The organism is Dietzia sp. PP-33 (assembly GCF_033790845.1).
GTDB lineage: Bacteria > Actinomycetota > Actinomycetes > Mycobacteriales > Mycobacteriaceae > Dietzia.
The window spans coordinates 36,341-51,536 of record NZ_JAMYEI010000005.1 but is presented as its reverse complement, the minus strand read 5'-3'; the positions used below and the strand labels follow the sequence as shown (position 1 = coordinate 51,536).

The following is a 15,196-nucleotide window of genomic DNA, read 5'->3' as shown; positions in this document are numbered from 1 at the left end:
AGGGGCTCGCCGAGCTGCGGCGACAGGGTGCCCCCGGTCGGACTCGAACCGACACTGGACGGGTTTTGAAAACGACCGGCGTGGGTTCGTGTGGACCGCGCTGACCTGCGTGAGCGCGGTGAATTCGCGCAGGTCAGCCGATGGATCTGAGCCGCGGCTTCGATCCGGCTCCGGACCCATCCAATACGCCCTCGAATCGCCCCCAGTCACCGGGTTTCTACGGGGTTTCTGGGTTGGATGGCGTTGCCTCGATCTCACTGGCGGGGGTCAGGCCCTCGTTGCTCGCCGGGGCGGTGGGTGAGTGACCGCCGCCCCGGCTAGGCGGTCGCATGTTTGCCAGTTGTGGGGCTTATATAAGTCACAGAGATTACGATGAGAGCATGGAAGAAGGCACAGTTTGGCGAAGTCCGTTTTCGATTGAAATAGAGGAGCGCCGCGAACACCTCGACTCTCTTGAGGGGGCGAGGCTGAAGTTGGATTTCAATTCGCTAAACACCTCGATATTCATTTTGAGTGGAAACGGTCGGGATCTTCTTGGATTAGCTTCGAAGTTCTCCAAAACAAGTGTGCATGTTCGACAGCTTCCAGGCTCGTTTCCGGACGAATTCTCACGACTGCTACATAATCTACTTGCCTCGGCGAAAAGCTTAATGGAAGTGCAGAGGTCCGTTGGTAACCGCTGGTGGGGAAAAGAGTCGGACTTCATGGCGAAGGAGCGATCCGAAGTCCTTAGGTCCATCTTTATAGCGGATGAAGTTGAATTTCTATATAAACTTCGGGACTTTGCGCTCCACCTTGGAAGCCCACTTCTGGAGATTGTGACTGAAATGCGTTCGGTCGGCGCGGGGCCGGTGGAGCAGGAAAATAGTATTAGACTTCACCGAGACCAGCTGCTGAAGTGGACAGGATGGAGAGGCGGGAGGAACTTTCTGGAGAAGCAGGCCGAAGAGTTTGAGATCTTTGAGGTAATTGAACGGTATTTTAAATCTGTCACGGACTATCACTTGTGGTTCTGGCGAAGGCTTGAGGACGAATTTAGTTCGTCTATAGAGGAGCACCAAGAGAAGGCGCAAGAGCTTTTCCTATGGGCCGAAGAGTTTGTCGGTTCGCCCGAATGGTTCAGGGCCGGGGCAGACGGTCCTCCAGTTGGCTGGAGTGCTAGGCGATTTCGTGCCGAGAACACGCAGGCACGCTACTCGTATGGAAGCCGGGGTTTTAGGATATTTACCGTGAGTGCGGCGGGTTCAATATCTGTTGGTGAATCCTCTGGATGGGAGAATCTGCCTCGAAGGATTGATATCAGTCGGGGGGTGGAGCTATCGCTGTGACGAACTTTAGGAATGAGGCAGTGATCTGTCGTGGCGTAAGGCAACCCCGCCCAGGGAATGGGGACCCAGGCGGGGTCGCGGACCGGACTCGCCGCCGCTGGCCAGGACAAGTCGACTGGACCAGACGGACCGGCGTTCCGGCTCGGGCGCTGCTGTGACAAGTCGAACAGTCCAGAGCCCTTCGTCGCCCCCTCCCGCATGGTTGGAAGCCCTCGCGCGGGGAACGTGCTCCGAGAGGGGTATTGCCCGGAGCGCCCGGCGGCGCTGGCTTGGGGGGTCGCGCCGCCGGGAGTCTGTGGTGGAGTTAGCTCGTGCGCTTGCGCGTAGGCGCTGCGGTGAGCGTGTCGGAGGCCTCGCGGCCCCGGTATGGCGCATCGCCCGGAGGAGCCACCCTGGCCCCCAGGAGAACTCGCCTGCGCCGGGGACGAGCGTCCCGGCGGGAGCGCGCTGAGCCGGGGTTCCGCTGACGTACGAGGTGCCGGTGTCTGGCGGGACGTTCTACGAGACCGTGCTCCAGCCCGCGTTGGCGGAAGTAGGGCTGCCTGTGAGTCGCCCGGCTTGCCCCGCGACCCCGGCGAACCTCGCGACGGGCACCCCGGCTCAGCCCGCCCGCCCAGCCACACGCGGGGTCCGGCTCCACGACCTCCGCCACACGTTCGCGACGATGCAGCTTATGGCCGGGGTCCACTACCTCCAGGTCTCCCGCTGGCTCGGGCACGCCACGTTTACCCTCACGCTCGACACCTACGGCGACTGGATTCCGGAGGCTGAGGGCGGCGTCGGGAACGCGCTCCCGGACCCCACAGCGGTCGCTACGCCTCCGGTTTAGGCGACGGTCCCGCCGGAGGAGCCTTTGGCCCAGGTGGTACCTCTGTTCGGTCGGCGCTCTGGTTAGAGGGCTTGTCTTGATGGAAGTCCGAGGTCTTTTCGTACCGCGTCCGAAAATGTGTCTACCGGATTCCCTAGGTCTGCCCGAAGGTCTACTATCTTCTTTTCGATCTGTCCGAGGTCGACTTCAAACTGTACGCCTTCGGTTGAGACCCTAGACAGGGTCTGGTTCGGTGATTGCAAGGCTTCTTCATAGTCGGAAATTGCATCAACAATGGAAGACAAGTCGTGTTCAAGCTTGTGGAGCGTTTTCATTAGGTGTGCGTCGCTGACAAGCTCCAGCTCTGCAATGTACTCGGATAGCCTGACGCGTCGAGCATGTAATTCAATGGATGTATCGATGGGGCTCGGAGCGTAGAAGCCATCGAATTCCACCATCTTGTATTGGGAGCCGGTGAGGATCGTCGTTCCCTCAAATCCAAGGTGGAGGTAAGCCAGGTGCCCCGCTTCGCGAAGTAATTCACGGACCATGGTCGCTTTCTCGATGATCTGCTCTCGGCGCCACTTTTCGATTTCGCGCTTCTCTGCTGCTTGGATGCTCTTCTCGGTGGTGCGGAGCGCTTGGCGGAGATTGGCACGACCTAGCTTCATGTTGGCGCGAAGCACGCAGATCGCTATTCCGCCTGCGATCAAGGCGGCGGCAAGTGGTGCCGTAATACGGGCAATCTCGATCCACTCGTTGTGGTGGTCCCAGCTCACTCGCTGCTTCCTGCCGCAGCAGGGGCCTTGGTGCCGTCCTTGTCGTCGCGGTAGTCGCCGCCTAACCCGGCTTGTGCCGTCGAGCGGTCGGAACTCGGGGTAGGGGTGCTGCGTGTTGCACGAAGATAGATCAAGTGGTCCTCACCTCGCGGGGTGAGGCCAAAGTACTTATCTGTGTCCTTCACCCCACGATTTTTCTTGCCTTTTTCGATTAGTTTTAGGGCCAGGAACTGGACTAGGACACCATCCCAGTCGCGCGAATTGCAGCTGATCTTGCGGTTTATTAAATCGTTGTAGTTTGGAAGCTTCTTGTCGTTGCGGGAATCTTTAAGTATCACTTCGACCGCGAGGCGTTCGCGAAGCTTGTGCTCTGATTCTTCGTTTATCATCATCGGGCCTAGCGCTGCAAATACCTGATCCCAAGTAAGGTCTACCCGGACGGAATTCGTGGTTCTCTTGGAGTAGTACCCGTGCTCGATACTTGCTCCAATTCTAACCGTCTCATCCCCCTGGCTAAGGTTGGAACGGTCGTCTTCAGATTCGGCGGTCGCTTGCTCTCTTTTTATTGAAGCTAGCTCTTCCTTGAGTGCCACGAGCTCCTCTTGCTGCTCTAGGGTGATAGCGCGGTCTCCACGAACCCAGCCGATTCCTGGAGACTTTCTGGTCGCTCTATTTAATGCTGTCACAACCTTGGCTTTAAGTTCCCCGTCCGACTCGTAAAGGGAGACGTGGCGACCGGTGGTCACTTTTTGCCGGAACTCTTCGAGTTTCGCCCTGGCTGTCTCGCTAAGTTCGGAATCGCCTGCGTAAATCCTATCCGGGTCAGAGTGTACAAAGGCGAGAATGTGCTTGTTTGTCTCTACGGCGTAGTCGAATTCCATTTCGGTGTAACTAACACCGGTTTCTTCGTTGATGCTGCCATATCTTCCCGCTACGATTAAGACGTAGTAGTCGCTCAGGTCGATGACTTCGCGGATGAGTTCCCACTGGCTTTCGTCCGAGGCGACGAAGAGTTCCATTCCGGCGGGAATGCAATCGAGTTCGAGTACGGCTTGCTGAACCTCTCGCCGTGGCTCGACAAGGTCCAAGTAGGTGGAGCTAATGAAGACTTGATAGCGGGTTTCGGTCATGCCGATATCTTCCCACGCGGGCCGGACAGGTTGGCTGGTGTCACTTGACGTATCGCCTCGGGGCCGCGGGGTTGGCCGGAGTGGACTCTTCGCAGTGCCTCGTCTCGTCGGCACTCCCCAGACACGGGGTTTTCACGGGGTTTTCGTCAGCCTCGCCCTGGCGCAGCTCGCGGGGTCGGAGCGTCCTCGCAGGTAGGACGGTGTGAGCTGGGGTGCCCCCGGTCGGACTCGAACCGACACTGGACGGGTTTTGAATCCGTTGCCTCTGCCAATTGGGCTACGGGGGCGATCGCGGCGAGCCGCTGGTGGAGCAGTCTATCGGAGACCTCTTCGCGCCTGTCAGACGACGCCCCTAGAGTGGCCCTGTGAGCATCGCGAGCGAGACCGCAGAAGTCAGCACCTCGTCCACGGCCGCCGTGGAGAAGGTCGGGCCCACCCGCCTGTTGCTCCTCGACGGGCACTCGCTGGCGTTCCGTGCCTTCTACGCCCTGCCTGCGGAGAACTTCTCGACCGCCTCCGGGCAGCACACCAACGCGGTCTACGGCTTCCTGTCGATGGTCGCCAACCTCGTCACCACCGAGGAACCCACCCACCTGGCGGTGGCCTTCGACGTCTCCCGCGCGACCCTGCACCGGACCGCCGAGTACCCGGAATACAAGTCCACCCGGTCGGCGGCCCCCGAGGAGTTCAAGGGGCAGGTCGAGCTGATCCAGGAAGCCCTCGTGGCTCTCGGTGTGCGCACGCTGTCGCTGGAGGGCCACGAGGCGGACGACGTGATCGCGACCCTCGCCACGCAGGCGTCGGGAGCCGACACCCTCATCTGCACCGGAGACCGCGACGCGCTGCAGTTGGTCTCCGACTCGGTGACGGTTCTCTACCCGGTCAAGGGTGTCTCCGAGCTCGCCCGCTTCACGCCCGAGTCGGTCGAGGCGAAGTACGGGGTGACCCCCGCGCAGTATCCGGACGTGGCCGCGCTCCGGGGCGACACCTCCGACAATCTGCCCGGGGTTCCCAAAGTCGGCGACAAGACCGCCGCCAAGTGGATCGTCCAGTACGGCAGTCTCTCCGAGCTCATCGCGCACGCTGACGAGGTCAAGGGAAAGGTCGGGGAGAGTTTCCGCGAGCACCTCCCGCAGGTGCAGCTGAACCGTCGCATCACCGAGCTGACCCGCGACCTCGACCTCGGCGTGGAGATCGACGAACTCGCCCGGCGCCTGCCCGAGCGGGCCGATGTCAACGCGCTGTTCGACCGACTGGAGTTCGGCCCGCAGGCCCGGGACCGGTTCCTCTCGGCGTTCCTGCCCGAGGGCGCACCCGAGCCGGTGGCGGCTATTGAGCTCGAGCAATCCGCGGTCCTGCACGCGGGCGAGGTCTCCGACTGGCTCGCCGCGCACGCGCCGGCCGGGAAGAGGCACGGCCTCGTCGTCGTCGGCCCCTCCCGTCCCGGCGCCGGGGACGCGCAGACGGTCACCGTGGCCGCGGCGGACGGCGCCTCGGGACACATTGACCTCGGTCGCATCGACCCGTCCGACGAGCAGGCTCTACAGGCGTGGTTGGCCGACGACGCGGTGGCCAAGGCAGTGCACGACGCCAAGGCCGCCACCCATGCGCTCATGGGACGCGACCTCCGGTTGGGTGGGGTCACCATCGATGTGGCGCTCGCCGCATATCTCGTCCGTCCCGGCCAGCGCAGCTACGGGCTGGCGGAGTTGTACCAGCGGCACCTGCAGCGGGAGTTGCCGGAGCTGGAGGCGGGGGACAAGCAACTCTCGTTGTTGGACGAGGTGGACGACGCCGAGGCCGAGCAGCAGGCGGCCAATTCGACGGCGACGCGTGCGCGGGCGGTGTCGGACCTCGCCGAGCGGCTCGACGTGGAGCTCGAACAGGTTCACGGTGCGGGCCTGCTCGCGGATATGGAACTGCCGCTCGTGCCGGTGCTCGCGAGGATGGAGTCGATCGGCATCGCTGTCGACGCATCGGCCCTGGACGACCTGCGTGACGGGTTCGCCGACCGGGGACGTGACGCGGCGGACGCGGCCTACGCCGCCATCGGGGGAGAACAGATCAACCTCGGTTCGCCCAAGCAGCTCCAGGTGGTGCTGTTCGACACCCTCGGCATGCCCAAGACCAAGAAGACCAAGACCGGGTACACCACCGACGCCAAGGCGTTGGAGGAACTGCTCGCCAAGGAGACCGGGGACACCCCTGGTCGGGCCTTCCTCGAGGCGCTGTTGCTCCACCGCGAGGCCACCAAGATGCGCACGACCGTCGAGGGGCTGATCAAAACCATCGGCGACGACGGTCGCATCCACACCACGTTCAACCAGACGGTCGCGGCCACCGGTCGACTCTCCTCCACCGACCCCAACCTGCAGAACATCCCGGTCCGTACCGAGGACGGTCGGCGGATCCGCAGATCGTTCGTCGTGGGCGAGGGTTACGACTGCCTGCTCACGGCCGACTACAGCCAGATCGAGATGCGCGTGATGGCACATCTGTCCGGAGACGAGGGTCTGATCGAGGCGTTCCGGACCGGAGAGGATCTGCACTCGTTCGTCGGGTCACGGGCCTTCGGGGTGCCGATCGACGAGGTCACGCCCGAACTGCGGCGCAGGGTCAAGGCCATGAGCTACGGCCTGGCCTACGGACTCAGCGCTTTCGGGTTGGCCGCGCAGCTGGGGATCGGGCAGGCCGAGGCCCGCGAGCAGATGGACGCATACTTCTCCCGCTTCGGGGGAGTCCGCGACTATCTGCACGCGGTGGTGGACCAGGCCCGTCGGGACGGCTACACCGAGACCCTCTTCGGTCGCCGGCGCTACCTGCCCGAGCTCAACTCGGACAACCGGCTCAAGCGGGAGAACGCCGAGCGGGCGGCCCTCAACGCACCCATCCAGGGCACCGCCGCGGACATCATCAAGGCGGCGATGCTCAAGGTCGACGCCGACCTCGACGAGCGGGGACTGCAGAGCCGTCTGCTGCTCCAGGTCCACGACGAACTGGTCCTCGAGGTGGCGAAGGGGGAACTCGAGGAGGTCCGCGAGCTCGTCGTCGACCGGATGTACTCCGCCATCGAACTCAACGTCCCGCTGGACGTCTCCACAGGGACCGGGCCCGACTGGGACTCCGCCGCCCACTGAGTAACCAGTGAGGTAACCAGTGAGTTACCACTGACGCCAATTGCGGGCGGTGCGTTTTGTGGTGCTCGGCGTATGCCCTAGGTTCATTGCAGATTCGGCTACCCGACGCCTGAAAGGGCACGCACATGACCCTCACCTCACGGCGCGGCCTCCGTGCCGCACTGGCACTGACCGCCACCGCGGCCCTCGCGCTCACCGGTTGCACGACCAACACCGAGGGGCCCGAGGACTCGGGGGAGCCCATGCAGGAGGTCTCGCTTGAGACGGACGAGGACATCGCTGCCCTCGTGCCGGACGAGATCCGCGACGCGGGCGTGCTGGTGATCGGCACCAACCCGCCGTACGCGCCCAACGAGTTCAAGAACGAGCAGGGCGAGATCGTCGGCTTCGACATCGACGTGATGACCGCCGCCGCCGAGCTGATGGGGTTGCGCGCGGAGTTCCGGGAGTCCGACTTCGAGAAGATCATCCCCTCGATCGAGGGCGGCACCATGGACATGGGCGCCTCCTCGTTCACCGTCAACGACGAGCGGCTGCAGACCGTCGACTTCGTCACCTACTTCGAGGCCGGCATCCAGTGGGCATCGGCGGCGGGCACCGACGTGGACCCCGACGACGCGTGCGGCCTGAGCGTGGCGGTCCAGCGGACCACGGTCTCCGACCAGGAGGACGTGCCCGCCCGCAGCGAGGCGTGTATCGCCGCCGGCAATCCCGCGATCGAGAAGGTCCAGTTCGACTCCCAGGACGAGGCCTCCACCGCCGTTGCGCTCGGCAAGGTCGACGCCATGTCCGCCGACTCGCCCATCTCGGCGTACGCCGTCAAGCAGTCCGAGGGCAAGATGCAGCTGGCCGGCGACGTCTTCGACTCCGCTCCCTACGGTTGGCCGGTGCGCAAGGGGTCCGAACTGGCCGCCGCGCTCGAGGCCGCAGCGGACAAGCTCATCGAGACCGGGGACTTCGAGAAGATCGCCCAGAACTGGGGCCTCGAGGACGGGTTGATCGACGACGCCGAGATCCGGAAGGGCTGAGTGACCGGTCGGTGAGCACCGCGCAGCACGGCGCCTCGGCCCCCCGAGACGCTCCTGACCCCATCGAGGCGGTGCCGCTCCGGCACCCATGGCGATGGGTGTCGGCGACCGTCGTCCTGGTACTGGTCTTCCTGTTCATCTGGGGCGCCGCGACCAACCCGGCCTACGGTTGGGATACCTACGGCCAGTACCTGTTCGACACCCGGTTCGGCATGGCGGTGTTCTACACCATCGCGCTGACGGTCCTGTCGATGATCCTCGCCGTCATCCTGGGGGTCGTCCTCTCGGTGATGCGGATGAGCAGCAATCCCGTGCTCAAGGCCGTGGCCTGGGTGTACCTGTGGATCTTCCGCGGAACCCCCATCTACGTCCAGCTGCTGTTCTGGGGTCTGATCTTCACGCTGTACCAGCAGGTCCAGTTCGGCATCCCCTTCACCGACCTCCAGATCGTGCGCTTCGACGACACGATGGTGCTGTACTCGGCGTTCTGGCTGGCAGTGGTGGGTCTGGCCATGAACGAGGCCGCCTACATGGCCGAGATCGTGCGGGCGGGTATCTCATCAGTTCCGGAGGGGCAGGCCGAGGCCTCCACCGCGCTCGGCATGTCGTGGGGTCAGACCATGCGCCGGACGATCCTGCCGCAGGCCATGCGGGTGATCATCCCGCCGACCGGCAACGAGTTGATCTCGATGCTCAAGACCACCTCGCTCGTCGTGGCCATCCCGTTCTCCGGCGAGCTTTACGGTCAGGCCCGCGACATCTCCGGGGTCAACTTCCAGCCGATCCCGCTGCTGCTGGTCGCCGCCACCTGGTACCTGGTGATCACCAGTGTGCTCATGGTGGGCCAGCACTTCCTCGAGAAGAAGTTCTCGCGCGGCGCCACCCGCCAACTCACGGGCAAGCAGTTGCGGGCACTCGCCGAGGCGGACGGCCTCACCCCCTCCGGGCTCGCCGCGGCGAGGGGTACCGACCAGTCGGGAGGGATGGCATGACCCCGATGGTCAGGGCCGAGCAGGTCTGCAAGAGCTTCGGATCACTGAGGGTGCTCAAGGGCATCGACATCGAGGTGGCCGCCGGAGAGGTGCTGTGCCTGGTCGGCCCGTCCGGGTCCGGCAAGTCCACCTTCCTCCGGTGCATCAACCACCTCGAGCGTGTCGATGCCGGTCGGCTGTACGTCGACGGCGACCTGGTGGGGTACCGGGAGAAGGGCGACAAGCTCTACGAGATCTCGCCCAGGCACGCGGCCAGGCAACGCCGGGACATCGGGATGGTGTTCCAGCACTTCAACCTGTTCCTGCACCGCACCGCCCTGGAGAACGTCATCGAGGCGCCGATGTTGGTCAAGGGTGAGACCAGGGCCGAGGCCACCGAGCGGGGCAGGGCCCTGCTGGAGAAGGTCGGGCTTTCGGCGAAGGCGGACGCCTACCCGGCGCAGCTGTCTGGTGGGCAGCAGCAGCGGGTGGCGATCGCCCGCGCCCTGGCGATGGAGCCCAAACTCATGCTGTTCGATGAGCCCACCTCGGCGCTGGACCCCGAGCTGGTCGGTGAGGTCCTGGGCGTCATGCGGGATCTCGCGGACGCCGGCATGACCATGATCGTGGTCACCCACGAGATGGGCTTCGCCCGGGAGGTCGCCGACACGATCGCCTTCATGGACGACGGTGTCGTGGTCGAGGCCGGGCGCCCGTCCGAGGTGCTGGTGACGCCCGCCCATCAGCGGACCAGGGACTTCTTGTCCAAGATCCTGTAGCCGACGCCACTGTCCCGCAGACGGCGGTCAGGGGAGAGTGGCCACGAAGATCGCGGTCCCGGGGAAGACGCTGCCGCGAAGCGGGCTCCACTGCCCCCATTCGCGGTCCAGCCATTCCGGCCACTCGGGCTCGATCAGGTCCTGGACCACGAATCCGGCACCGACCAGTTCCCGAATGCGGTCGCCCACCGTGCGGTGGTGTTCGACGTAGGTGAGATGGCCCTGCTCGTCGTACTCGGTGTAGGGAGTCCGGTCGAAGTAGGGAAACGCGGCGACCAGCCCCTCGGGCCCCGGGTCGTCACGGAAGATCCACCGCATCGGGTGGTTGACGGAGAACACGAACCGGCCACCGGGCCGGAGAACGCGCGCGACCTCCGCCATGACCCCGGCCGTGTCCGCCACGAACGGGATCGCCCCGAACGCGGAGAACACGATGTCGAAGCCGTCGTCGGCGAAGGGCAGGCGACCAGCGTCGGCCTGGATCAGTGGTACCTCCGCAGCGGGACCGGTCGAGTGGCCCGCGGCCTCGGCGCCCACACGGAGCATCCCGATGGACAGGTCGACGGCGACGGCGCGCGCCCCCCTGCCGGCGAGCCAGCGGGAACACGGCGCGGAGCCGGAGCCGACCTCGAGGACGGCGCGGCCCTCGACGTCGCCGAGCAGGTTCCAGTCGCCCTCGTGCAGGCCCTCGGGGCACCACACGAACTCGCCGTCGGGCGAGTGGGCGCCGAGGAACTCGCCGTGTTCATGGTGGTAATCGACCGCCTCGGCGTCCCACCACGTCCGGGACGCGCGGACGGACTCACCATGGTCTGGGGGGTTTGTGGACGTCACGGCGAAAGCGTACAGTTGACGGTCGCGTGCATACGCATGCGCGAACTTCCCGTCCACTACGATTCCTATCCACTCCGGAGCACCCCACCATATGACCACCAACACCACGTCCCCGCAGGTAGCCGTCAACGACATCGGCTCCGCTGAGGACTTCCTCGCCGCCATCGACGCCACGATCAAGTACTTCAACGATGGTGACATCGTCGAGGGCACGATCGTCAAGGTCGATCGTGACGAGGTCCTGCTCGACATCGGCTACAAGACCGAGGGTGTCATCCCCTCGCGCGAGCTGTCCATCAAGCACGATGTCGACCCGGGTGAGGTCGTCGAGGTGGGCGACGAGGTCGAGGCCCTGGTCCTGACCAAGGAGGACAAGGACGGCCGTCTGATCCTGTCCAAGAAGCGCGCCCAGTACGAGCGCGCCTGGGGCACGATCGAGGAGCTCAAGGAGAAGGACGAGGCCGTGAAGGGCACGGTCATCGAGGTCGTCAAGGGTGGCCTCATCCTGGACATCGGTCTCCGCGGCTTCCTCCCGGCCTCCCTGGTCGAGATGCGCCGCGTCCGAGACCTCCTCCCGTACGTGGGCCAGGAGCTCGAGGCCAAGATCATCGAGCTGGACAAGAACCGCAACAACGTCGTGCTCTCGCGTCGTGCGTGGCTCGAGCAGACCCAGTCCGCGGTCCGCTCGGAGTTCCTGCACCAGCTGCAGAAGGGCCAGGTCCGCAAGGGCGTCGTGTCCTCGATCGTCAACTTCGGTGCGTTCGTGGACCTCGGCGGGGTCGACGGCCTCGTCCACGTCTCCGAGCTGTCCTGGAAGCACATCGATCACCCGTCCGAGGTCGTCGAGGTGGGCCAGGAGGTCACCGTCGAGGTCCTCGACGTCGACCTGGACCGCGAGCGCGTCTCGCTGTCGCTCAAGGCCACGCAGGAGGATCCGTGGCGGCACTTCGCCCGGACCCACGCGATCGGTCAGATCGTCCCGGGCAAGGTCACCAAGCTCGTCCCGTTCGGCGCCTTCGTGCGTGTCGACGAGGGCATCGAGGGCCTCGTCCACATCTCGGAACTGGCCGAGCGCCACGTCGAGGTCCCGGACCAGGTCGTCACGGTCAACGACGACGCCATGGTCAAGGTCATCGACATCGACCTCGACCGTCGTCGTATCTCGCTCTCGCTCAAGCAGGCGGACGAGGACTACACCGAGGAGTTCGACCCGTCGAAGTACGGCATGGCCGACAGCTACGACGAGGCCGGCAACTACATCTTCCCCGAGGGCTTCGATCCCGAGACCAACGAGTGGCTCGAGGGCTTCGAGAAGCAGCGCGAGGAGTGGGAGAACCGCTACGCGGAGGCCGAGCGTCGCCACAAGATGCACACCGGCCAGATCGAGAAGGGTCGCGCCGCTGCCGCGGAGGCCGCGGAGGCCGCGCCGACCAACTACTCGTCCGAGTCGACCCCGTCGGCCCGTCCGGTCGCAGCGGAGACCAGCCCGGCCGAGACGACCGGTGGCTCGCTGGCCTCTGACGAGCAGCTGGCCGCCCTGCGCGCGAAGCTCGCCGGCGGTGAGTGATATCGCAGCCTGAGGGCGTCGTAAGCGTCTGACGGTTCGGACCACGGCCCCGGACGGTCGTCCCACCCACGGTGGGGCGTCGTCCGGGGCCGTGGTCTATTTGTCGTGGGGGCACCGCCGGCTCGGTACCCGCGGGTCGCTCGGGTCGCCGGTGTCCGAGCCGGTACTGCCGGGCGCCCGCTCGTGTCGCCTAGAATGGCGCGCATGCTGATGGTGGGTCTGACCGGTGGAATCGGCGCGGGGAAGTCGACGGTGACGGCGGTTCTCGCGGAGGCGGGTGCGGTGATCGTCGACGCCGACCGCATCGCGCGGGAGGTCGTCGAACCGGGGACCCCGGGGCTGGCGATGCTCGTCGCCGAGTTCGGTGACGACATCGTGGGCCCGGACGGCACCCTCGATCGGGCGGCTCTGGCCTCCCGCGCCTTCGTGGACCAGGAGCGGACCGCCGCCCTGAACGCCATCACCCACCCGTTGATCGGGGAGCGCACGGCCGAACTGATCGGTACGGCGCCAGAGGACGCGATCGTCGTGCACGACATGCCACTGTTGGTCGAGGGCGGGATGACCCCCGGGTACCACCTTGTGATCGTGGTGGACACTCCCGCCGAGATCAGGCTTCAGCGGTTGGTCGAGCACCGCGGAATGGCGGAGGACGACGTCCGGGCGCGGATGTCCCGTCAGGCCACGGATGAGGCCCGCCGCGCGGAGGCGGACGTTCTGATCGACAACTCCGGGGAACCGGGCCCGGTGCGGGAGTTGGTCCGTGTGCTGGTGGATCTGCGGTTACGACCCTTCGAGCACAATCTGCGTACCGCGACCCCTGTGGTGGGCGACCGCACGGTGGTGCCGTTCCGACCGGACTGGGCCGCCCAGGCTCGGAGGGCGTGTGCGCGGCTGCGCCACGTCCTGGGCGATGTCGCGATGCGGATCGACCACGTGGGCCCCACGGCTGTCGACGGCCTGGACGCACCGGACGTCCTCGACCTGCAGGTGACAGTCAGGGACACCGCAGCGGTCGACCGTGCACTACGACTGTTGACCGACGCCGGATACGTTCGGGACCGCAGCCGGGAGCAACCGCTGTTGCACTGGTGTGATCCCGCTCGGCCCCTCGAGGTGACGATCGTGGCCCAGGACGACCCCGAGCACGAGTTCGCCCTGCTCATGGCCGAGGTGATCGGTGCGGACCCGAGTGCCCGGGCCGAGTACACGGAGATCCTGCGCCGCGCGGACCGGGAGGAGACGCGGGAGTGGGAGCGCACGATCGCCTCGCCCACCTGAGCTCACCCGGTCGGGACCACGCCGTCGACGAGTTCCGTCACGGGCACCTGCCGGACCACCTCGGTCGACGCGGGTGCGACCGGTCCGGCGGCCCGACGCATCCCGGTGGGCGGGAGGACCTCGGAGAGTCTGGTGCGGACGAGGAACACGTTGTAGGCGTTCCAGGTGGTCACCAGGTAGTACAGGTCTTCGCCCTGAGCCCACGGGTGCATGAACGCCCCGTACACCCCGGGCAGCATCGAGTAGTCCACCAGGGTCGTCGGCGCGCTCCAGGGCCCCTCGGGTCGGTCCGCGGTGCGTAGGACCACCGAGTTGTAACCCTGGGAGTACATTGCCGTGTACTTGCCCAGGTAGTCGTTCCACATGGTGGACAACTCGCTGGCGGGCCGGGGCAGGACCTCGACGGCCTCCCGCACGCCCGGGACCCAGTGGGATCCGTCCCAGTACTCGTAGGCCGACGGGTCGAGCACGCCCCCGACAGGCGTGGTGTCCCCGTCGTCGAGCTCCCCGGCTGACGGCGATCCGGCCAACGGGGCCCGGGCGAGGATCACGGCACCCTGGCGCCCGGGCGGGGTGAGGTATTCGTAGAGATGATCGTCGGTCGGGAGGAACGAACTCATCTGCGCGGTGCGCCACGAGGCGTCGACGGGCGGGGCGCCCTCACCCGCCGGCACGGCCGCGGTGATCGGTCGGGCCATGGAGGGGACGACGGTCCAGTTCTCGCCGTCGTCGGTGGAGTAGGCCATCCCCGAGTAGTTGGTGGTCCACGACCCCGGCTGGCCCCAGTGCGCGACGGACATGTAGCGCAGATACTGGACCCCCTCGACCGATATTCCGGCGGTCGGGATGATGGTGACCTCACCGGGCAGTCCGGAGCGGGGGACGATCGACTTGGCCAGCCCGTCGGGTCCGGTCGCGGCGGAGTCGACGGCCATCCCGTCGGCCAGATCGGTGTCGGCCGAGCGGAACAGGACGTTGGAGCGCCACTGGTTGCCGGGGACGGTGCAGTCTCCCATCGTGTCGCCGAACGCCATGAGGACCCGGGGCTCCGCGGGGTCGCCGTTGTCCCACATGATGCCCAGGTCGGTGCCGGCCACCCCGTACCGGTTGATCGACTCGGAGGGGCTGGTGGGGCCGGTGACGAGTTGCAGGAACCGGGTGGGCCCCCGCAGCACGGGGACGGTGCCCTCCTCGCCGGTGATCCACGGTGGCATCCCGTAGACGGATCCGGTGACCGCGTTCAGCGATCCGGACAGACCGTTGCCCAGCGATCCCGTCTCGAGCTGCTGCACGAGCGATCCGGAGCGGTCGGCCGAGCCGAGCGCTCGGGAGGCGGACCCGGCGGATCCGGTGTCGGACGACCCGAGGGACCCCAGGGAGCCGGTGCCCATCCCGGCGCCCGTCTGGTTCTCGAGCAACGAGCCGAAGTTCCCGAACATCTCGCTGCACGGCCCAGCGGAGGCCGCGCCCGAGCCGGTCACCGAGATCGCGGTGGCGGACGCCACCACCGCGACCACGTGGGCCGCGGCCAGCCGCGAGGACGGACGGCGCACC

At 65.8% G+C, this 15,196-nt stretch carries 12 protein-coding genes and 1 tRNA gene; 8 read left to right on the top strand and 5 right to left on the bottom strand.

What is annotated here, in order from left to right; all coding sequences use genetic code 11:
* The first annotated feature begins 380 nt into the window (after positions 1-380).
* Positions 381-1,328 carry a hypothetical protein gene (locus NJE57_RS10205; RefSeq protein ID WP_319028296.1) on the top strand — a complete coding sequence of 316 codons (948 nt, stop codon included), beginning with the start codon at positions 381-383 and terminating at the stop codon, positions 1,326-1,328.
* A gap of 664 nt (positions 1,329-1,992) precedes the next feature.
* The gene (locus NJE57_RS10200; protein ID WP_413464397.1) at positions 1,993-2,157 is read left to right on the top strand and encodes a hypothetical protein; all 165 of its coding nucleotides are present in this window, start codon (positions 1,993-1,995) and stop codon (positions 2,155-2,157) included.
* A gap of 62 nt (positions 2,158-2,219) precedes the next feature.
* Here the strand turns inward: NJE57_RS10200 and NJE57_RS10195 are convergent, their stop codons facing one another.
* From NJE57_RS10195 to NJE57_RS10185, 3 genes are all read right to left on the bottom strand, one after another.
* Positions 2,220-2,915 (bottom strand): hypothetical protein, encoded by a 696-nt coding sequence (locus NJE57_RS10195; protein ID WP_319028295.1) that lies wholly within the window; start codon positions 2,913-2,915, stop codon positions 2,220-2,222.
* Positions 2,912-4,045 carry a DUF4062 domain-containing protein gene (locus tag NJE57_RS10190; protein WP_319028294.1) on the bottom strand — a complete coding sequence of 378 codons (1,134 nt, stop codon included), beginning with the start codon at positions 4,043-4,045 and terminating at the stop codon, positions 2,912-2,914. The genes NJE57_RS10195 and NJE57_RS10190 overlap by 4 nt, the downstream gene beginning before the upstream one ends.
* A gap of 213 nt (positions 4,046-4,258) precedes the next feature.
* Positions 4,259-4,332: transfer RNA gene (locus NJE57_RS10185), tRNA-Leu, on the bottom strand.
* A 78-nt stretch (positions 4,333-4,410) separates the two neighbouring features.
* Between NJE57_RS10185 and polA the strand changes: the two genes are divergently transcribed.
* The 4 genes from polA (at position 4,411) to NJE57_RS10165 (ending at position 9,960) form a co-directional block, all read left to right on the top strand.
* Complete coding sequence (gene polA, locus NJE57_RS10180) at positions 4,411-7,182, top strand: DNA polymerase I (RefSeq protein WP_413464396.1); 2,772 nt, start codon at positions 4,411-4,413, stop codon at positions 7,180-7,182.
* Between the two features lie 125 nt (positions 7,183-7,307).
* A complete protein-coding gene (locus tag NJE57_RS10175) occupies positions 7,308-8,210 on the top strand; it encodes an ABC transporter substrate-binding protein (RefSeq protein WP_319028293.1) in 903 nt (300 codons plus the stop codon).
* Positions 8,211-8,221: 11 nt separating this feature from the next.
* Positions 8,222-9,202, top strand: coding sequence for an amino acid ABC transporter permease (locus NJE57_RS10170; protein WP_319028292.1), 981 nt, complete (start codon positions 8,222-8,224; stop codon positions 9,200-9,202).
* The gene (locus NJE57_RS10165) at positions 9,199-9,960 is read left to right on the top strand and encodes an amino acid ABC transporter ATP-binding protein (RefSeq protein ID WP_319028291.1); all 762 of its coding nucleotides are present in this window, start codon (positions 9,199-9,201) and stop codon (positions 9,958-9,960) included. The genes NJE57_RS10170 and NJE57_RS10165 overlap by 4 nt, the downstream gene beginning before the upstream one ends.
* Before the next feature lie 27 nt (positions 9,961-9,987).
* On the opposite strand, the gene NJE57_RS10160 is transcribed toward NJE57_RS10165, so the two are convergent.
* Positions 9,988-10,794, bottom strand: coding sequence for a class I SAM-dependent methyltransferase (locus NJE57_RS10160; RefSeq protein ID WP_319028290.1), 807 nt, complete (start codon positions 10,792-10,794; stop codon positions 9,988-9,990).
* 91 nt (positions 10,795-10,885) lie between these two features.
* On the opposite strand from NJE57_RS10160, the gene rpsA reads away from it, so the two are divergent.
* Positions 10,886-12,361 (top strand): 30S ribosomal protein S1, encoded by a 1,476-nt coding sequence (gene rpsA / locus NJE57_RS10155; protein ID WP_319028289.1) that lies wholly within the window; start codon positions 10,886-10,888, stop codon positions 12,359-12,361.
* Positions 12,362-12,565: 204 nt separating this feature from the next.
* Positions 12,566-13,642 (top strand): dephospho-CoA kinase, encoded by a 1,077-nt coding sequence (gene coaE, locus NJE57_RS10150; protein WP_319028288.1) that lies wholly within the window; start codon positions 12,566-12,568, stop codon positions 13,640-13,642.
* A 2-nt stretch (positions 13,643-13,644) separates the two neighbouring features.
* Here coaE and NJE57_RS10145 read toward each other — a convergent pair whose 3' ends face one another.
* A complete protein-coding gene (locus NJE57_RS10145) occupies positions 13,645-15,195 on the bottom strand; it encodes a DUF4185 domain-containing protein (RefSeq protein ID WP_319028287.1) in 1,551 nt (516 codons plus the stop codon).
* Position 15,196: the final 1 nt, after the last annotated feature.